This window comes from Blastococcus saxobsidens, assembly GCF_002938435.1.
GTDB lineage: Bacteria > Actinomycetota > Actinomycetes > Mycobacteriales > Geodermatophilaceae > Blastococcus > Blastococcus saxobsidens.
This window is the reverse complement of record NZ_POQT01000002.1, coordinates 1-17,782: the sequence shown is the minus strand read 5'-3', so window position 1 is coordinate 17,782 and position 17,782 is coordinate 1. Positions and strand designations below refer to the sequence as shown.

Annotated in this window: 17 protein-coding genes and 1 pseudogene; 7 read left to right on the top strand and 11 right to left on the bottom strand. The window is 73.6% G+C overall.

What is annotated here, in order from left to right; translation table 11 throughout:
* Window positions 1-97 precede the first annotated feature (97 nt).
* Together C5507_RS01400 and C5507_RS01395 are read right to left on the bottom strand one after the other, a co-directional pair.
* The gene (locus C5507_RS01400) at window positions 98-1,858 is read right to left on the bottom strand and encodes an MDR family MFS transporter (RefSeq protein WP_104526761.1); all 1,761 of its coding nucleotides are present in this window, start codon (window positions 1,856-1,858) and stop codon (window positions 98-100) included.
* On the bottom strand, window positions 1,855-2,361 hold the full coding sequence (locus C5507_RS01395; protein WP_242611190.1) for a MarR family winged helix-turn-helix transcriptional regulator: 507 nt from the start codon (window positions 2,359-2,361) through the stop codon (window positions 1,855-1,857). Before C5507_RS01395 ends, C5507_RS01400 begins: the two co-directional genes overlap by 4 nt.
* 171 nt (window positions 2,362-2,532) lie before the next feature.
* Here C5507_RS01395 and hrpA point away from each other — a divergent pair, with 171 nt between their 5' ends.
* The gene (gene hrpA / locus C5507_RS01390) at window positions 2,533-6,471 is read left to right on the top strand and encodes an ATP-dependent RNA helicase HrpA (protein WP_207225854.1); all 3,939 of its coding nucleotides are present in this window, start codon (window positions 2,533-2,535) and stop codon (window positions 6,469-6,471) included.
* Between the two features lie 45 nt (window positions 6,472-6,516).
* On the opposite strand, the gene C5507_RS01385 is transcribed toward hrpA, so the two are convergent.
* Entirely contained in the window at window positions 6,517-6,888 is a 372-nt protein-coding gene (locus C5507_RS01385) for a hypothetical protein (RefSeq protein WP_104526759.1), read from the bottom strand.
* Window positions 6,889-7,108: 220 nt separating this feature from the next.
* Between C5507_RS01385 and C5507_RS01380 the strand changes: the two genes are divergently transcribed.
* A complete protein-coding gene (locus C5507_RS01380) occupies window positions 7,109-7,498 on the top strand; it encodes an ATP-binding protein (RefSeq protein ID WP_104526758.1) in 390 nt (129 codons plus the stop codon).
* 154 nt (window positions 7,499-7,652) lie between these two features.
* Window positions 7,653-7,817 (top strand): hypothetical protein, encoded by a 165-nt coding sequence (locus C5507_RS22580; RefSeq protein ID WP_165400463.1) that lies wholly within the window; start codon window positions 7,653-7,655, stop codon window positions 7,815-7,817.
* 237 nt (window positions 7,818-8,054) lie between these two features.
* On the opposite strand, the gene C5507_RS01375 is transcribed toward C5507_RS22580, so the two are convergent.
* Window positions 8,055-9,359 (bottom strand): sulfate adenylyltransferase subunit 1, encoded by a 1,305-nt coding sequence (locus tag C5507_RS01375; protein ID WP_242611189.1) that lies wholly within the window; start codon window positions 9,357-9,359, stop codon window positions 8,055-8,057.
* 68 nt (window positions 9,360-9,427) lie between these two features.
* Here C5507_RS01375 and C5507_RS01370 point away from each other — a divergent pair, with 68 nt between their 5' ends.
* Window positions 9,428-9,649: a hypothetical protein gene (locus tag C5507_RS01370; protein WP_104526757.1), complete on the top strand. Its 222-nt coding sequence runs from the start codon at window positions 9,428-9,430 to the stop codon at window positions 9,647-9,649.
* Here the strand turns inward: C5507_RS01370 and cysD are convergent.
* The 6 genes from cysD to C5507_RS01340 form a co-directional block, all read right to left on the bottom strand.
* Window positions 9,640-10,548: a sulfate adenylyltransferase subunit CysD gene (gene cysD / locus C5507_RS01365; RefSeq protein ID WP_104526756.1), complete on the bottom strand. Its 909-nt coding sequence runs from the start codon at window positions 10,546-10,548 to the stop codon at window positions 9,640-9,642. The two genes, C5507_RS01370 and cysD, sit on opposite strands and share 10 nt — an antisense overlap.
* 84 nt (window positions 10,549-10,632) lie before the next feature.
* Complete coding sequence (locus C5507_RS01360; RefSeq protein WP_242611188.1) at window positions 10,633-11,376, bottom strand: inositol monophosphatase family protein; 744 nt, start codon at window positions 11,374-11,376, stop codon at window positions 10,633-10,635.
* Complete coding sequence (locus tag C5507_RS01355; RefSeq protein ID WP_242611187.1) at window positions 11,367-12,089, bottom strand: PaaI family thioesterase; 723 nt, start codon at window positions 12,087-12,089, stop codon at window positions 11,367-11,369. The genes C5507_RS01360 and C5507_RS01355 overlap by 10 nt, the downstream gene beginning before the upstream one ends.
* A gap of 22 nt (window positions 12,090-12,111) precedes the next feature.
* Window positions 12,112-13,668: a sensor histidine kinase gene (locus tag C5507_RS01350; RefSeq protein WP_104526755.1), complete on the bottom strand. Its 1,557-nt coding sequence runs from the start codon at window positions 13,666-13,668 to the stop codon at window positions 12,112-12,114.
* Complete coding sequence (locus tag C5507_RS01345; protein WP_242611186.1) at window positions 13,665-14,429, bottom strand: response regulator transcription factor; 765 nt, start codon at window positions 14,427-14,429, stop codon at window positions 13,665-13,667. The genes C5507_RS01350 and C5507_RS01345 overlap by 4 nt, the downstream gene beginning before the upstream one ends.
* Window positions 14,430-14,545: 116 nt before the next feature.
* Entirely contained in the window at window positions 14,546-15,337 is a 792-nt protein-coding gene (locus C5507_RS01340; RefSeq protein WP_104526753.1) for a siderophore-interacting protein, read from the bottom strand.
* Between the two features lie 104 nt (window positions 15,338-15,441).
* Here C5507_RS01340 and C5507_RS01335 point away from each other — a divergent pair, with 104 nt between their 5' ends.
* Complete coding sequence (locus tag C5507_RS01335; protein WP_104526752.1) at window positions 15,442-15,651, top strand: hypervirulence associated TUDOR domain-containing protein; 210 nt, start codon at window positions 15,442-15,444, stop codon at window positions 15,649-15,651.
* Window positions 15,652-15,695: 44 nt separating this feature from the next.
* A complete protein-coding gene (locus C5507_RS01330; RefSeq protein WP_104526751.1) occupies window positions 15,696-16,124 on the top strand; it encodes a DUF2795 domain-containing protein in 429 nt (142 codons plus the stop codon).
* A 77-nt stretch (window positions 16,125-16,201) separates the two neighbouring features.
* Here the strand turns inward: C5507_RS01330 and C5507_RS01325 are convergent, their stop codons facing one another.
* Window positions 16,202-17,170, bottom strand: a complete 969-nt coding sequence (locus C5507_RS01325; protein WP_104526750.1) for an alanine-zipper protein — start codon at window positions 17,168-17,170, stop codon at window positions 16,202-16,204.
* Window positions 17,171-17,421: 251 nt separating this feature from the next.
* On the opposite strand from C5507_RS01325, the pseudogene C5507_RS22770 reads away from it, so the two are divergent.
* A pseudogene (locus C5507_RS22770) lies at window positions 17,422-17,782 on the top strand (LytR family transcriptional regulator); the annotation flags it as partial.

Below are 17,782 nucleotides of genomic sequence, written 5' to 3'. Positions count from 1 at the left end.
GCGACGTCCTCCCTCACCGTTGCGGGTCCTCCCTCACGGTCGACCACGAGGGAGGACCCGGAACGATCAGGCGACCTGATCATCACGGAGGAGGCGGTCAGTGCGGGGCGTCACCCGGGCGGCCGACCGGGGGCGCGGTGGACGTCGGGGCCGCGGCGCCCGCGGCCTGGACCGCCTGCTCCCCGGCGTCGTCCTGGTCGGTGGTCGCCGTGCCCGCCGCGTCGCCCTGCCGCGCCTGGATGCCGGACTTGGTGCTCAGCGCCAGCTGAGGGAGGAACAGGAACACGAAGAACCCGACGGCCACCACGCAGGCGGCGATGAGGAACACCAGGTCGATCGAGTTCGAGAACCCGACCTTGAACGGCTCGGCCAGGGCGGCGGGCAGCTCCTGGATGAAGGAGGTGTCGTCGAGGCTGCCCCCGGTGCCGGCACCGAGCTGCTGGAACTGCGGGGCCAGCTCCGGGTTCGCCCGCACCGACTCCTGGACGGCGTCGTCGATGTCCTGCGGGAGCCGGGTGAAGAGGACCGACAGGAATGCCGCGGTGCCGATCGTGCCGCCCATCTGGCGGAAGAAGGTGACCGAGGAGGTGGCCACGCCCATTTCCCGCGGCGAGACGGCGTTCTGCACCGCGAGGATCACGGGCTGGAAGTTGAAGCCGAGCCCCAGGCCCAGCATCACCATGAACGGCACGATCGCCCAGATCGAGGTGTCGGCCCCGACGACGAACGACATCGACAGCAGCGCCACCACCATCAGCGCAATGCCGACGAGCGGGAACACCTTGTACCTGCCGGTCTTCGAGATCGCGATGCCCGAGCTCATCGCGCCGGTCATGATGCCGGCGACCAGCGGGATCATCTGCAGCCCGGCGACGGTGGCGCTGGAGCCGTGCACGATCTGCAGGTACTGCGGCAGCAGGAGGAGGCCGCCGAACATGCCGGCGCCCATGACGATCGAGCCGATCCCGCTGACGGCGAAGCTGCGGTTGGCGAACAGTCGCAGGGGCAGCAGGGCGTCGTCGCCGTAGGCGCGCTCGGCCAGGACGAACAGCAGGAAGCCCACGGCGCCGATGGCGTAGCAGGTGATCGAGCGGGCGTCGGTCCAGCCCCAGATGCGGCCCTGCTCGGCGACGACCAGCAGCGGTACGAGGAACGTGATCAGCGTCAGCGCACCGGGCCAGTCGATGCGGTGCTCGCGGCGCTCGTGCGGGAGGTGCAGCACCCGCCAGACGGCGGCGAAGGCGAGCACGCCGAGGGGCACGTTGATCCAGAAGATCCAGCGCCAGCCGTCGAGGCCGAGGATCGAGTCCTGGCCGGCGAAGAACCCGCCGATGACCGGGCCGAGCACGCTGGAGGTGCCGAACACCGCCATGAAGTAGCCCTGGTACCGCGAGCGCTCCCGCGGCGGCACGATGTCGCCGATGATCGCCAGGGCCAGCGACATGAGGCCGCCGGCGCCGATGCCCTGCACCGCGCGAAACGCCGCCAGCTGGTACATCGTGTCGGCCAGGCCGCACAGCGCCGAGCCGAGGATGAAGATCGCGATCGCGAAGAGGTAGAACGGCCGGCGGCCGTAGATGTCCGACAGCTTCCCGTACAGCGGCGTGGAGATCGTCGAGGTGATCAGGAACGCGGTCGTCGCCCAGGCCTGCAGGTCGTAGCCCTGCAGGTCGTCGGCAATGGTCCTGATCGCGGTGGAGACCACGGTCTGGTCCAGCGCGGCGAGGAACATCGCCACCATCAGGCCGACCAGGATCGTCACGATCTGCCGGTGGGAGAAGACGCCGTCGGCGCCGGGCGCCGCGGCGGCCGCACGGGCGCCCCTGCGTTCTGCGGAGGTCGTACGGGTGGAGGTCATGCGGGCACCGTCCGGTGGGGAGGCGTGGACATGGGATCGGAGGGCAGGGTGGCGGCGATCCCGTCGAGCAACCGCGCGAAGAGCGCCGTGAAGGTCTGCAGCTCCTCCTCGGTCCAGTCGGCGGTCACCTGGCGCAGGTAGGCCTCGCGCTCGACGCGGAGCCGGTCGAGCTGGGCGTGGCCCGCATCGGTGAGGACGAGGTTGCTGGCCCGGCCGTCGGACTCGTCGGCGGCGCGGCGGACCAGCCCCTGCTCCACGAGCAGGGTCACGTGCCGGCTGACGGTCGAGGGGTCGGCGTGCACCAGGTCGGCCAGCGCCCCCTGGCGCAGCGGGCCGAGGCGGCACAGCGGGAAGAGCAGCACGTGGGCGGCGCGGTCGCGGCCGCCCTCGGCGGCGTGCTGGTTCTTCAGGCCGTGCATGAGCCGCATGAAGCGGGGCAGCTGCTCACCCAGGGCGCCGATGCCAGGGTCGCCGAGGGCGCCGTCGGTGGGGCTGTCGGTCACGGAGCTCCTCGGGTGCGCGGCGGGAGAACTGAGTGCACGCTACACCTTGTTGCAGGGCTCATGCATCTGTTCTCCCGTGCCGTCCCGCACGCCCGGGAGACGGTGCGATGCTGGAGGGGGTCACCCGTCGGCGGTGACGCCGCCGGACCGGAGAGGAGCACGGGAACCACCGTGACCGCACCGCCCGACGACCTGCGGTCCCGGCTGTCGCAGCTCACGCTGCTCGACGAGCACCGGCTCCGCCGGCGGCTCGACGGGCTGCGGCGCACCCGTGATCCCCAGGCGCGCGACCGGCAGCGGGAGGAACTCGTCGCCGATGTCGTGGCCGCCGAGGAGCGGATCGCCCGCCGTCGCGCCGCGGTCCCGGTGGTCGGCTATCCGGAGGAGCTGCCGGTCAGCGGCCGCCGGGACGACATCTCCGCAGCCCTCCGCGATTCCCAGGTGGTCGTCGTCGCCGGGGAGACCGGGTCGGGCAAGACCACGCAGCTGCCCAAGATCGCCCTGGAGCTCGGCCGCGGCGTCCGGGGCCGGATCGGGCACACCCAGCCCCGCCGGATCGCGGCTCGCAGCGTGGCGGAGCGGATCGCCGAGGAGCTGCAGACCCCGCTGGGCGAGGTCGTCGGCTTCAAGATGCGCTTCACCGACCAGGTCTCGGATTCGACGCTGGTCAAGCTCATGACCGATGGCGTGCTGCTGGCCGAGATCGCCCACGACCGGCTGCTGCGCCAGTACGACACGATCATCCTGGACGAGGCCCACGAGCGGAGCCTCAACATCGACTTCCTGCTGGGCTACCTGGCCCAGCTGCTCCCGCGCCGGCCGGACCTGAAGCTCGTCATCACGTCCGCGACGATCGACGTGGCGCGGGTCGCGAAGCACTTCGGGGACGCGCCGGTCGTGGAGGTCAGCGGGCGCACCTACCCGGTGGAGGTCCGCCACCGCCCGGTCGTCGATCCGGACGACGAGGACGCCGACCCCGACCGCGACCAGGTCACCGCGATCCTCGACGCCGTCGACGAGCTGGTCGCCGAGGGGCCGGGGGACATCCTGGTCTTCCTCGCCGGCGAGCGGGAGATCCGCGACACCCAGGACGCGCTGGCCGAGCGCTCCCTGCCGAACACCGAGATCGTGCCGCTCTACAGCCGGCTCTCGGCGGCCGAGCAGCACAAGGTCTTCGCCCCGCACACCGGACGGCGGATCGTGCTGTCGACCAACGTCGCGGAGACCTCGCTGACCGTGCCGGGGATCCGCTACGTGATCGATCCGGGGACGGCGCGGATCTCCCGCTACAGCCATCGCACCAAGGTGCAGCGGCTGCCGATCGAGCCGATCAGCCAGGCCTCGGCCCGCCAGCGCTCGGGCCGCTGCGGCCGCACCTCGAACGGGATCGCGATCCGGCTCTACACCGAGGACGACTACCTCGGCCGGCCGGAGTTCACCGACCCGGAGATCCTGCGCACCAACCTGGCCTCGGTGCTGCTGCAGATGGTCGCCCTGGACCTGGGCGAGGTGGAGCACTTCCCGTTCATCGACCCGCCGGACCGCCGGGCGGTCGCCGACGGTCTGGCGCTGCTCGAGGAGCTGCACGCGCTGGACGAGCACGGGAAGCTGACCGCGACCGGCCGGGCGCTGGCGGCGCTGCCGCTGGACCCGCGCATGGCCCGCATGGTGGTCGAGGCGGACGGGCGCGGCGTCCTGGACGAGGTGCTCGTGATCGCCGCGGGTCTGACCATCCAGGACCCGCGCGAGCGCCCGGCCGAGCACCAGCAGGAGGCCGACCAGCTGCACGCCCGGTTCGCCGACGAGAACTCCGACTTCCTCGCGTTGCTGAACCTGTGGCGCTACCTGGGGGAGCAGCAGGAGGCGTTGAGCGGCAATCAGTTCCGCCGCACGGTGAAGCGGGAGTTCCTGCACTACCTGCGCATCCGCGAGTGGCAGGACCTGCACGGTCAGCTGCGCGGCACCGCCCGGCGCCTGGGCATGACCGTCGGGGAACCGGCGGCCGAGCCGGACGAGCGGGGCATCACCGCCGCCCTGCTCGCCGGCCTGCTGAGCCATGTCGGCATGCAGGCGGAGCCGGTGAAGGGCCGGGACGGGAAGCCCGGCCGCCCCGGCCGCGAGTACCTCGGCACGCGGAACACCCGGTTCGTGCTCGCCCCCGGCACCCCGCTGGCGAAGAAGCCGCCGCGCTGGGTCGTGGCCGCCGAGCTGGTCGAGACCAGCCGGTTGTTCGCCCGCACGGTCGCCCGGATCGACCCGGAGACGGTGGAGAAGCTCGCCGACCACCTGGTCAAGCGCCAGTACTCCGAGCCGCGCTGGGACGCCAAGCGCGGCTCCGTCGTCGCCACCGAGCGGGTCACGCTCTACGGGCTGCCGCTGGTGGTCGGCCGCCGGGTGCAGTACGGCTCCATCGACCCGGTGGTCTCGCGGGAGCTGTTCATCCGGCACGCCCTGGTGCTGGGCGAGTGGACGACGCACCACCGGTTCTGGGCCGACAACCAGCGGGCGCTCGAGCGGGTCGCCGAGCTGGAGGAACGCGCCCGCCGCCGCGACATCGGCGTCGACGAGGAGACCCTGTTCGAGCTCTACGACGCCCGCGTCCCGGCCGACGTCGTCTCCGCCCGGCACTTCGACAGGTGGTGGAAGCGCGTCCGGCACGAGCAGCCGGACCTGCTGACCTTCACGCCCGAGATGCTCACCAACGCGGCGGCGGCCGCCGACGTGCGGGTCGAGGACTTCCCCGACGAGGTCGCGCTGACGCAGGGCCTGACCCTGCCGCTGTCCTACGCGTTCGCACCCGGCTCGGCCGAGGACGGCGTCACCGTCGACGTCCCGCTCGGTGTGCTGGACACCGTGGCGGACCGGACGTCGGGGGAGTCGCTGGCGTTCACGGTGCCCGGGCTGCGCGAGGAGCTGGTCACCGCGCTGCTGCGCACCCTGCCCAAGCAGCTGCGCCGCGCCCTGGTGCCGATCCCGGACCGGGTGCGCGAGGTGCTGCCCCGGATCGATCCGGGTGAGCCGCTGCTGCCCGCCCTGGAGCGGGAGCTCCGTCGCGCTGTCGCGGTGACCATCCCGCTCGACGCGTGGCACCCCGAGCAGGTCCCCGGTCACCTGCGCGCCACGTTCCGGGTGCTCGACGACCAGCAGCGCACGCTGGCCACCGGCAAGGACCTCGCCGCCCTCAAGGCGCAGGTCGCCCCGCAGGCCCGGGTGAGCCTGGCCCGCGCCGCCTCGGACCTCGAGCGCACCGGTCTGACGTCGTGGGAGTTCGGGACGCTGCCGCCGTCGGTGGAGGTCCAGCGCGGTGCGCACGTCGTCACCGCGTACCCCGCACTGGTCGACGAGGGCGCGACGGTCGGCGTGCGGGTCGTGCCGACGCAGGCCGAGGCCCGCCGGTTGTCCTGGCTGGGTGCGCGGCGGCTGCTCGTGCTGGTCGCCGGGTCGCCGGCCAAGCAGGTGGTGAAGTCGCTCGGCCCGCGTGCCCGGCTCGCCCTGCAGTTCAACCCGGACGGCGAGATCCCGGATCTGGTCGCCGACTGCGTCGACGCCGCGGCCGACGAGCTGGTCGCGGCCGCCGGCGGCCCCCCGCGGGACGGCGAGGCGTTCGCCGCGCTCGTCGCCGCCGCCCGCACCGACCTGCACCGGCTGACCGTCGACGTCGTGCAGAAGGTCGAGGCGGTCCTGGGTCAGGCCCGGGAGGTCGCCGTGGCCATCGGTGCCGCTCCCGGCCGCCGGGTGCCGGAGGCGGCGGTGGCCGACCTGCGCCGGCAGATGACCGGTCTGCTGCACCGGGGCTTCGTGGCGGCCACCGGGCGACGCCGGCTGCCCGACCTGGTGCGCTACCTCAGGGGGATGGCCCACCGGCTGGAGAAGCTGCCCGCCAACGCGGTCCGCGACGAGCTCTGGATGCAGCAGGTGGCCGCCGTGACCGCCGACTACGAGCAGCTCCGGCGCGAGGTGCCGACGACCGGCGGGCCCGACGACCCGGTGGTCCGTGTGCGCTGGATGCTCGAGGAGCTCCGAGTGTCGCTGTTCGCCCAGGCAGTGGGTACCCCGCGCCCGGTGTCCGAGCAGCGGATCGTCAAGGCGATCGACGCGCTGCTGGCCTGAGGGAGGGCCCCGTCCGCCGGCCCCTCGGGGACCCGGGACGGCATCTCAGGGGGCCGGGGTGCCGGTCCTGGTCTCCTTCAGCAGGGCGGAGATCCGCTGCCGGGTGACCCCGAACAGCGCCGCGATCCGGTTGATGCTCACGTTCTCGCGTTGCAGGGCGGCGGCCTCCTCGCGGCGCCACGTGTGCCCGGCGGTCGCCAGCGCCGAGAGGACGGTGGAGATGCTCTCCACCACGAGGGGCCGCGAAGCCGTCGTCACCAGCTCCAGCCAGGGCCGGCCGGCCGCGCGCTCCTCCAGCAGCCGGCCGGCGCGCGTCCGGGCGCGCTGCAGCTCCTCCACGGAGCGGTCGATCCGGTCGATGAGCTCCACGAGCGCGCGGGTCGCCGCGTCGTCGCCTGCGGGCTGGGGGGCGCTCACGGCTGCTCCTCTCTGGTGCTGTCGGGCTGGGACGCGTATGACAGTAGCGCAATGGCCGTTGCATGCAATGCCCATGGCATGCAATAGGGGTTGCGTCATGTCCTCGCTGTCGGGATAGTTGCGCGCAACCGGTTTACAGGTCGGTGCTGCTCCTGCCGATAAGAGAAGAGACCGGGCACCAGGCCGCTCCCCCAGCCCACCGGCAGAAACGGAAGTCAGCATGTCCACGCTCACCGCCAGCATCGACCTGCCGCCGATCGCCGCGAGCGTTCCGGTGGCTCGTCGGCTCGTGCGTCAGCTGCTGCAGGGGTGGGACGCGCGCCAGGACCACGACGACGCCGCTCTGCTCGTGACGGAACTGGTGGCCAACGTGGTGGACCACGTCGGTGGCACGTCGTGCCTCACGCTCGAGGCGTCCTACTCCGAGGACTGGCTGCGGCTGGCCGTCGTCGACTGCTCGCCGACCCGGCCCGCGGTGCAGGCCTCCGACCCCGAGAGCGTGCGGGGGCGCGGCCTGCGCATGGTCGAGGTCCTCGCCGACCGCTGGGGCTGCGAGGACCACCGGGACGGCAAGCGGGTCTGGTTCGAACTGCGCCCCGCCCGCCTCTGAGACCCCATGACCTTCGGCCGCCTCGAACGGTGGAAGTCGCCGACTTCCTTCACAGCTGGGACGTCTCCGGCGCCTGTGACCCACCGCTGGTTTGCCGCACGTCCGGAGCGGGGAGGGCTCAGGGCAGCAGCGAGCCAGAGGAAGGAAGTGCGCGATGAGCGAGCAGAACACGCACGCGGCCGGTGAGGGCGTCTCCGACGAGGAGATGATCGAGACCGTCGCGGGGCAGACCGACAGCGCGTCGGAGAACGCCGACGTCGCCGGCAAGGACTGGGACGGCGACCCGGGCGCCGCCCCCGCGCCGACCGACAAGGCCTGACCGGCCGGACCAGCTCTGCACCGCCCCCGTCCCGCACCACGGACGGGGGCGGTGCTGTGCCTCGGGGCCACGCTGACGGACTGCGGCGTCCGGCCGCACCGCAGTCCGGCACGGGCTGTCGGCCGCCTGCCCGCTGACGACCAGGTGACCTGATCGTTCCGGGTCCTCCCTCGTCGTCGACCGTGAGGGAGGACCCGCAACCGTGAGGGAGGAGCCCCCGCGGCCCCGGAGCGGGCCTCAGGAGCCGGGGACGAGCATCCCGGCGCCGACCGTGGCGTTGGTCGCCTCGTCGATGATGATGAACCGGCCGGTCACCCGGTTGCGTACGTACTCGTCGACGAACAGCGGCTGGGTGGTGCGCAGCTTCACCCGGCCGATGTCGTTGAGCCCGAGTTCCCCGGCTTCCAGGTCGCGGTGCAACGTGTTGACGTCCAGCCGGTAGTGCAGGTCCTTGACCATGGCCCGCACCGTGCGGGTGGTGTGCTTGATCGCCAGCCGCTGCCGCGGCCGGAGCGGCTCGTCGGTCATCCAGCACACCAGGGCGTCGAGGTCCTGCGTGACGTGTGGCGCGTTCGTCGGGCGGCAGATGAGGTCTCCGCGGGAGACGTCGAGGTCGTCGGCCAGCCGCACCGTCACCGACATCGGTGCGAACGCCTCCTCGACCGGGCCGCGCGGCCCTTCGATGCCCGCCACCGTGGTGGTCAGCCCGCTGGGCAGCACCTGCACCTCGTCGCCCGGGCGCAGCACGCCGCTGGCCACGGTGCCCGCGTAGCCGCGGTAGTCGTGGTGGGCGTCGGACTGGGGGCGGATCACGTACTGCACGGGGAACCGGGCGTCGACCAGGTTCCGGTCGCTGGCCACGTGCACGTTCTCGAGGTGGTGCAGCAGGGAGGGGCCCTGGTACCAGGGCGTGTGCTCCGAACGGCGGACGACGTTGTCGCCGTGCAGCGCCGAGATCGGGACGACGGTGAGGTCGGGGACGTCGAGCTTCGCGGCGAAGGCGCTGAACTCGTCGCGGATGGCCTCGAAGGTGGCCTCCGACCAGTCGACCAGGTCCATCTTGTTCACCGCGACGACGATGTGCGGCACGCGCAGCAGCGAGGCGAGGAAGGCGTGCCGGCGGCTCTGCTCGAGCATGCCCTTGCGGGCGTCGACCAGCACGATCGCGAGGTCGGCGGTGGAGGCGCCGGTCACCATGTTGCGCGTGTACTGCACGTGGCCCGGGGTGTCGGCGAGGATGAACGTGCGCCGCGGCGTCGCGAAGTACCGGTAGGCGACGTCGATGGTGATGCCCTGCTCGCGCTCGGCGCGCAGCCCGTCGGTGAGCAGCGCGAGGTCGACGAAGTCGCCCTTGCTGGCGCGCTCCACGGCCTCGTACTGGTCCTCGAAGACGGCCTTGCTGTCGTAGAGCAGCCGGCCGATCAGGGTGCTCTTGCCGTCGTCGACCGAGCCGGCGGTGGCGATCCGCAGGATGTCCTTGCGGGCGACGGCGATGTCGTGGGCCTGCGCGGCGGCGGCCGAGTGCACGTCGACGGGGTTCATCGGGAGTTCTCCTGGCGAAGGACGGCGGCGGCGCGGACGCTGGAGCGGAGGCCCCGAGGAGGCAGTGCGTGTTCGTGTTCGCCCTGGCGGCGCCCGCGCTGCTGGTCGTCGTCCTGGGTTACGTGATCGGCTACGCGGTGACCGCGTGGATCTGCGACGTGCTGGGCGCGGAGGGCAGGCGGGCGCCGGAGGTGGTGGGCTGGACCACCGGTCTGGCGCTGCTCGGCGTCGTGACCTGGGTGCTGCTGACCCGCTGGCGCCGTCGCCGGAAGGGCGGGCATCAGAAGTAGCCCTCCTTCTTCCGGTCCTCCATGGCGGCGTCGCTGACCTTGTCGTCGCCGCGGGTGGCGCCGCGCTCGGTCATCCGGGTCACCGCGATCTCGGCGATGACCTCTTCGACGTCCGTGGCCCGGGAGGCCACCGCGGCGGTCAGGTTGGCGTCGCCGACGGTGCGGTAGCGGACCCACTCCCGGCGCACCTGCTCGCCCTCGCGGGGGGTGATGAACTCGTTGACCGCGTAGAGCATCCCCTGCCGCTCGACGACGGCGCGCTCCTGCGCCAGGTACAGCGAGGGGATGGCGATCTGCTCGCGGGCGATGTACTGCCAGATGTCGAGCTCGGTCCAGTTGGACAGCGGGAACACGCGGATGGACTCACCGAGGTGGATCCGGCCGTTGTAGAGGTCCCAGATCTCGGGGCGCTGGTTCTTCGGGTCCCACTGGCCGAACTCGTCGCGGAAGGAGAACACCCGCTCCTTGGCCCGGGCCTTGTCCTCGTCCCGCCGGGCGCCGCCGAAGAGCGCGGTGAAGCCGTGCTCCTCCACCGCGTCGAGCAGCACTGGCGTCTGGATGCGGTTGCGGGAGCCGTTGGGCTCCTCCTTCACCGTGCCGCGGGCGATCGCGTCGGGCACCGAGGCCACGACCAGCTGCACGCCCAGCTCGGCGACCCGCTTGTCGCGGAACTCCAGCACCTCGGGGAAGTTCAGGCCCGTGTCCACGTGCATCACCGGGAACGGGATGCGGGCCGGGGCGAAGGCTTTGCGGGCCAGCTCCAGCATCACGATGGAGTCCTTGCCGCCGGAGAAGAGCAGCACCGGCCGCTCGAGCTCCGCGACCACCTCGCGGATGACGTGGATGGACTCGGCCTCCAGCGTCTCCAGCTGGCTGAGCCGGTAGTCGGGGGTCGTCACGCGGGCATGCTCCAAGACTCGGGGTATCGGGTCGGCGTCTGGCGCAACCCGATCGACCTGGTGCGGATTCCCCTCCAGTGTCCGCTATCGCCCCGCGCGCACCGCAGCCAGCACCCGGTCGGCCAGCTCGGGGCGGGCCACGACCAGGTCGGGCAGGTACGGATCGGCGGCGTTGTAGACCAGTGGGGAGCCGTCCAGCCGGCGGGTCACCAGACCGGCCGCGTGGGCGATCGCGACCGGTGCGGCGGAGTCCCACTGGTACATGCCGCCGGAGTGCACGTAGGCGTCCACCTCCCCGCGGACGACGGCCAGCGTCTTGTACCCGGCCGAGCCCAGGGGCACCAGCTCGCCGTCCAGAGCCGAGGCCACCGCCCGCGCCTCGGCGGGCGGGCGGGTGCGGCTGACGGCGATCCGGACCGGTCCGTCCGGGCGGGCCGTCGGCACCGGCGCGGGGTCGGTGACGTGCACCTCGCCGAGCGCGGGCAGCGCGACGGCGGCCGCGACCAGGTCCCCGGCGGACCAGAGCGCCACGTGCACCGCCCAGTCGTCGCGGGCGGGATCGGAGTACTCGCGGGTGCCGTCGAGGGGGTCGACGATCCACACCCGCTCGGCGGTGAGCCGCCGGGGGTCGTCGACGGCCTCCTCGCTGAACACGACGTCGTCGGGGCGCTCGGCGGCGAGCACGCCGGCGATCGCGCGCTGGCCCGCCGCATCCCCGGCGTCGCCGAGTTCGCGGCCGGTCCGCCCGGTCGCCCGCAACGGGAGCAGCGCCTCGGCTGCCGCCCGTGCCGCGCGGGCGGCGACGGCGACGTCGGAGCTCAGCTCCACTGCACCGACGTGGCGTCGCCCGGCCGGCGCGGCGGGGTGTGCTTGCCGGCGGCGTCGGTGATCGCCCCGAAGTAGGCCTGCACCTTCTCCGGCCGCGGCATGACGAAGATGCCCCGCGCCTCCACCAGCGGGCGGTCCGGCTCGGCGGCGAGCGCGATGGTGCCGGCGATGACCGACTTGCGCCCCTCGTTGCTGTCCACCCACGCCCGCAGCACCAGCGGCGTCTGCAGCGGCAGCGGCCCGCGGTAGTCCAGCTCGAGGTGGGCGGTCATGCCCCACAGGCCTGCCGCGCCGGCCGCGCTGCCGAGCAGCTGGTCCATGAACAGCGCGCTCATGCCGCCGTGCACGTAGCTGGGCGGACCCTCGTAGGCGACCCCGAGGGTGATCTCGGCGACGACGCCACCCTCCTCGCGCCGCACCAGCAGCGGCGGGGCGATCGCGTTGCCGATGCCGACCACCGGGTTGAACACGCGGCGGCCCACGGAGGGGTCGTCCAGGGCGGGCAGCTGGGCGGCGGCCCGCCGGGACTCCCCGACGCGGGCGGTGGCCCGGCGCACCAGGTCGGCGGCGGCAGCGATCTCCTCCGCCGGCACCGTGCTGACCACCGAGGCCTCGATCAGCTCCCGCAGCGCGGCACCCAGATCCGTGGACGCCGCCATCAGCTCGGCGTCGTAGGGGGCGCCGGTGTCCCGGGGATCGTCGGTCGTCGTCACCGGCAGATCGTCGCAAGCCCGTTCAGGACGGCGGCGCGGGACCCCCGGCCGGCCCGCGACGGGGGAGGCGGACGGTGACGGCGAGCCCGGCCCCCGGAGCCGTCTCCAGCGACGCCGAGCCACCGTGCGCGGCGGCGAGCGAGCTGACGATCGACAACCCCAGGCCCGTGCCACCGGCGGCCCGGGTGCGGGAGGCGTCCGCCCGGTAGAACCGCTCGAACGCCCGCTCGGCGTCCGCCGGCGCCATGCCAGGCCCCTCGTCGGCGACCCGCAGCAGCAGGACGCCGGGGTCGTCGGGTGCCGCGGACACCGAGACCAGGACGCGGGTGCCCGGCGGGGTGTGGGTCAGGGCGTTGGTCACCAGGTTGCCCACCACCTGGCGCAGCCGGCTCTCGTCGCCGAGCACCACGGGGACCTCGGTGAGGGACTCGTCCAGGTGCAGGCTGATCGGCCGGTCGGGCTGGACGGCGCGGGCGTCGTGGACGGCGTCACCGGCCACCGCGGCCAGATCGACCGGTGCCATGGACAGCGGGCGCTGCTGGTCCATGCGGGCCAGCAGCAGCAGGTCCTCCACGAGCAGCCCCATCCGGCCGCCCTCCGCCTCGATCCGCTGCATCAGCCGGGCGACGTCCTCCTCCGACCGCACGGCTCCCTGGCGGTACAGCTCGGCGAACCCGCGGATCGAGGTCAGCGGGGTGCGCAGCTCGTGGCTGGCGTCGGCGACGAACCGCCGCATCCGCTGCTCGGACCCGCGGGCCTGCTCCTCGGATGACTGCTGGGCGCGGAAGGCGCTCTCGATGCGGGCGAGCATCCCGTTGAGCGCGGCCGACAGCCGGCCGACCTCGGTCCGCTCGTCGCCCTCGGGCACCCGCCGGGAGAGGTCACCGGCGGCGATCGCCCGGGCGGTGTGCTCCACCTCGGCCAGCGGGCGCAGGCTGTTGCGCACGAGCGCGTAGCCGGCCACGCCGAGCAGGGCCAGCACGATGAACCCGACGACGACCTGGATCGCCACCAGGCGTCCCATCACCCGCTCGTCGCCGCGCAGGTCGCGGGCGAGCAGGGCCGTGTACCCGTCGGGCAGCTCGACGGCCGCCACCCGCCAGGACGTGCCGTGGTTCTCCGCGGGCACGGTGAACATGCGCGGCGCCGGCGGTTCGTCGGCTGCGCCGTCCTCGTCGTCCCCCGGTCCCGGGCCCCCCGGGCCGCCACCGAGGCCGCCGTCGGCGATCCGGTCGGCCACCCGGTCGAGGTCGGGGCGCTCCGCCTCGTCGCCGACCGGTCCGGCCAGCACGACCAGCTGCGAGCCGTCCGGCGGCAGGCAGGCGATGTAGTCGGTCGCCGGGTAGGCCGGCCCGCCCACGGTGCACTGGTGCAGCAGCGCCAGCCGCTGCTTGGACAGCGAGTCGGCCGTGGCGCGCAGCTGGCTGTCCTGCTGCTCGGTCAGGAACGAGCGCAGCAGCGACGTCGCCGCAACGCCCGTCGCCAGCAGGGCGAGGGGGACGAGGGCGACGAGCAGGGCGACGAGCGTGACCCGCAGGGGGACCCGCGCGCGCCGGGAGCCGGGAGGTGCGGTGGTCATGTCCCGCGGGGCAGCCGGAGCGTGTAGCCGACGCCGCGGATGGTCTGCAGCAGGCGGGGCTCGGTCGTGTCGATCTTGCGGCGCAGGTAGGAGATGTAGGACTCGACGACGTTGGCCTCGCCGTTGAAGTCGTAGTTCCAGACATGGTCGAGGATCTGCGCCTTCGACAGCACCCGGCCGGCGTTGGCCATGAGGTAGCGCAGCAGCTTGAACTCCGTCGGCGACAGGCCGATCACCTCGCCGGCCTTGATGACCTCGTGGGTCTCCTCGTCGAGTTCGATGTCGGCGAAGGTCAGCCGGGGGGCGTCGGCGGCGCGTTGCATGCCCGCGGTCCGGCGCAGCACGGCCCGGATGCGGGCGACCACCTCGTCGAGGCTGAACGGCTTGGTGACGTAGTCGTCCCCGCCCAGGGTCAGCCCGGAGACCTTGTCCTCCGCCGCGTCGCGGGCGGTGAGGAACAGCACGGGGGTGTGCCGGCCGGACTCCCGCAGCCGCCGGACGACGGCGAACCCGTCCAGGCCGGGCATCATCACGTCGAGCACCAGCAGGTCGGGCCGGAACGACGCGGCCATGGACAGCGCCTGCTGACCGTCGGCGGCCGTGGCGACCTCGAAGCCGGCGTACCGGAGGCTGGCCGACAGCAGCTCGCGGATGTTGGGCTCGTCGTCCACCACGAGCAGGCGGGCCTCGGGCGTGCTGCCCCCCGTGGGCTGGTTGCCTGACACGGCTCCTCCGGTCGCGTGCGCGGGTGCGGTCGTCATGGCCCGAGGATCGGGCGCCCGGCTGCGCCGGCCCTGGACGCTACCTGTGAATGGTCTGGGAGCCCCGCCGCTCGCGCCACCCACTCCCGCGGGACGTGTGGAAGCGGGGTCGGGAGTCATGAGCCGCCCATCGCCCGCCCGAGTCGCCAGTAGCCGATGGCGTGGTGCTGCGCCCGCCCCAGGCCCCAGCGCGCGCGCAGGTCGGCCCGGATCGCCCGCACGGTGGCCGACTCCGCCCCGACCCAGGCGAAGAGGTCGTCACCCTGCGGCCGGTCCAGCGCGGCGACGGCGTCCACCAGCAGCGTGCTGTGGCCCGGCGCGGTGGGGCCGCGGTGCAGCCAGTGCAGCTCGATCCCCGCGGGAGCCGCCAGCTGCTGCTCCTCCTCCGGCCCGGCCACCTCCAGGAAGGCGACACCGACGGTCTCCGGCGCCGCGGCCGCGAGGAGCCGGCTGATCGCCGGCAGCGCCGTCTCGTCACCGGCCAGCAGCATCCACCGGGCCGGTCGTTCCGCCAGCGACGCCGCCCCGGCGACGGCGAGACGCGCACCCGGCCGCGCGGCGGCGGCCCACGCCGCGGCCGGGCCGTCGCCGTGCAGCACGAAGTCGATGTCCACCTCCCCCGCGGCGGGGTCCTGCCGGCGGGCGGTGTAGCTGCGCAGGGCGACGCCGTGGCTGCCCTGCGGCCAGACGATCCGCCCGTCCCGCTGGATGTGCGGCCACTCCGGGTCGGGGTCCTCCACCCGTGGCACCAGCAGGTTCACCGTCGGCCCGGCCGCGGCGACGGCGGTGGGCTCGCCGGAGAGGGTCACCCGGCGCACCGAGGGGGTCACGTCGGTGACCGCGACGACGGTGAGGACGTCGGCCGGTCGCAGGCCGTCGGTGAAGACGGCGCCGTCAGGAGAGGTCACGTCGCTCCAGCGTAGGTGTGCCGTCGGTCCCGGCACGTGGATGTGTGCCCGCGGCCCGCCGGGGGCAGGGCACGAGCAGCATCGTCCACGAGTGGGGGAGAGGCATGGCCGACGACCTGAAGAAGGGTGACCACGTCACCTGGAACAGCCACGGCTCCAAGGCCGAGGGCACGGTGGAACGGAAGATCACGTCCGACACCGAGGCTTCCGGGCGCACCGTGCGGGCGAGCAAGGACGACCCGCAGTACGAGGTCCGCAGCGACAAGAGCGGCCGGACCGCCGTGCACAAGCCCGACGCCCTGCACGAGGACTGATCCACCGTGCCCGGGGTCCCGGGCCAGACACACAGGGAGACACCGTGACCGAGTCAGCGGACGACTTCGCCGGAGCGTCCTCGCGCAGCACCAAGCACAACCCGCGCCTCGACGAGGAGCTCGAGCATGAGGTGCAGGGCATGCTCAAGGCCGAGCGGGCCACGCGGTCGCACGAGTGGCGCGAGGTGGAGCCGGTCGCCGAGGGCGAGCCGGACATCGACGCCGACCCGGCCGGGACGCTCATCGGTGGCGTCCCCGTCGGCATGACCGAGGACGCCGTCGCCGTGCGCGCCGAGCTGGCCCGCTGGCTGGACCGCGCCGACTTCCCGAGCACCGGCCCCGACCTGGTCGAGGCAGCGCTGGACCACCGGGCGCCCGACGCCGTGGTGGCCGAGCTGCGGCGGCTGCCGGAGGGCGAGACGTTCGAGCGGATCGGTGACGTCGTCCGCGCGCTGGGCTACCCGACCGAGTAAGAGGACCCCGTCCTCCTCACCCCCTCGCACGCTCGGGGGCGAGCCTCTGGACGGGGCCGGGACGGGAGGGCGCCGGCTCACGAGCCGGCGTTCTCCCGCGCCTCGTCCTCGGCGATCTCCTCGGCGCCCCGCCGCCGGAACAGGCGGGACCCCGGGAAGCCCTTCACGATCTGACGCATGTCCTGCACGGTGTCCACGAGGTCGTGCACGTCGGTGCCGACGGTCGCCAGCGTCTCCAGCACCGGCAGGATGTCCTCGTCGAGGTGCGTCAGCAGCCGCGGTAACCGGTCGATCAGGGTGATGAGCGCATCGACCTCGCCGGGGTCGAACGACGCCGCCAGCCGCCGGACCCCCGGAGCCATGGCGGTCAGCGCCGGCTCGTAGTCGGCCAGCAGCGGCTCCACCCGGCCGACCAGCCCGTCGGCGCGGCCCAGCAGCGCGTCGGCTGCGCCAGTCGTGTCCCCGACCCGTTCGATGGCGTCGTCGGCCTTCTGCTGGGTCTGGCTGACCCGTTCGATGGCGTCGTCGGCCTTCTGCTGGGTCTGGCTGACCCGTTCGATGGCGTCGTCGGCCTTCTGCTGGGTCTGGCTGACCCGTTCGATGGCGTCGTCGGCCTTCTGCTGGGTCTGGCTGACCCGTTCGATGGCGTCGTCGGCCTTCTGCTGGGTCTGGCTGACCCGTTCGATGGCGTCGTCGGCCTTCTGCTGGGTCTGGCTGACCCGTTCGATGGCGTCGTCGGCCTTCTGCTGGGTCTGGCTGACCCGTTCGATGGCGTCGTCGGCCTTCTGCTGGGTCTGGCCGACCCGTTCGATGGCGTCGTCGGCCTTCTGCCGGGTCCGGCCGACCCGTTCGATGGCGTCGTCGGCACGGTCGACGAGCGAGTCCACCCGGCCGACCACGCCCGACACGCGGTCGAGGAGCTCCTCCACCCGGCCGAGGACGGCGGCGGCCCGGGGGACCAGTGCGAGCGCGTCGGTCATCCCCTCCCGGACGCCTCCCACCAGCGCGAGGACGTCGGCCGGGCCGGGTACGGAGGGCAGGCGCACCCGGCCGACGCTACGCACCGCGCCGATCGGCCACCATTCGGTTGCTCCCATCGGGTCCACCGGGCTGCCGCGCGTCGGCGTGGCCCGTGGCCGATTGTCCGTATCGTGGGTCGACGGGACACGTACGTGCGGACGACGAGAAGGTGTCGACACCTGTGGGGGATCAGCCGACGCGGGACGGTGGGGACGCTCGCGGCCTCCCCGCGCGCACCCGGCGCGGACACTCCGCCAGGGGAGGCGCCGCCGAGCCGGTGACCGTCGAGCAGCTGCTGGCCCGCCAGGGCGAGGGGGTCGGCCGTCGGCGGGCCGCCCGCCGGACCGCGGAGCCGGCCCCGGAACCAGGGGCCCATGAGCGGCAGCTCTCGGAGCGGGAGGCCCTTGCCCGGCGCACCGCTGCGCGCACAGGGCCGTCGCGCACCACCCCGCCACGCGGCGACGACGGCCTCGCCGTGCGGGCCGGGCTGCCCCCGGTGCCCGGGGCGGCACGTCCCTCGACCGCTCCGCCGAGCGCCCAGCCCGGGCTCCCGCCCGTTCCGGGTGCCGGCCCGGCTTCCCCGCCGGGGCTGCCGCCCGTGCCCGGTGCCCAGCCGGGGCTGCCGCCCGTGCCCGGTG

What these genes read in the sequence shown, in the direction of transcription:
- C5507_RS01400 (WP_104526761.1), bottom strand. Translation starts at nt 1,858, where the DNA reads ATGACCTCCACCCGTACGACCTCCGCAGAACGCAGGGGCGCCCGTGCG.
- C5507_RS01380 (WP_104526758.1), top strand. Translation starts at nt 7,109, where the DNA reads ATGTCCACGCTCACCGCCAGCATCGACCTGCCGCCGATCGCCGCGAGC.
- C5507_RS22580 (WP_165400463.1), top strand. Translation starts at nt 7,653, where the DNA reads ATGAGCGAGCAGAACACGCACGCGGCCGGTGAGGGCGTCTCCGACGAG.
- C5507_RS01375 (WP_242611189.1), bottom strand. Translation starts at nt 9,359, where the DNA reads ATGAACCCCGTCGACGTGCACTCGGCCGCCGCCGCGCAGGCCCACGAC.
- C5507_RS01350 (WP_104526755.1), bottom strand. Translation starts at nt 13,668, where the DNA reads ATGACCACCGCACCTCCCGGCTCCCGGCGCGCGCGGGTCCCCCTGCGG.
- C5507_RS01345 (WP_242611186.1), bottom strand. Translation starts at nt 14,429, where the DNA reads ATGACGACCGCACCCGCGCACGCGACCGGAGGAGCCGTGTCAGGCAAC.
- C5507_RS01335 (WP_104526752.1), top strand. Translation starts at nt 15,442, where the DNA reads ATGGCCGACGACCTGAAGAAGGGTGACCACGTCACCTGGAACAGCCAC.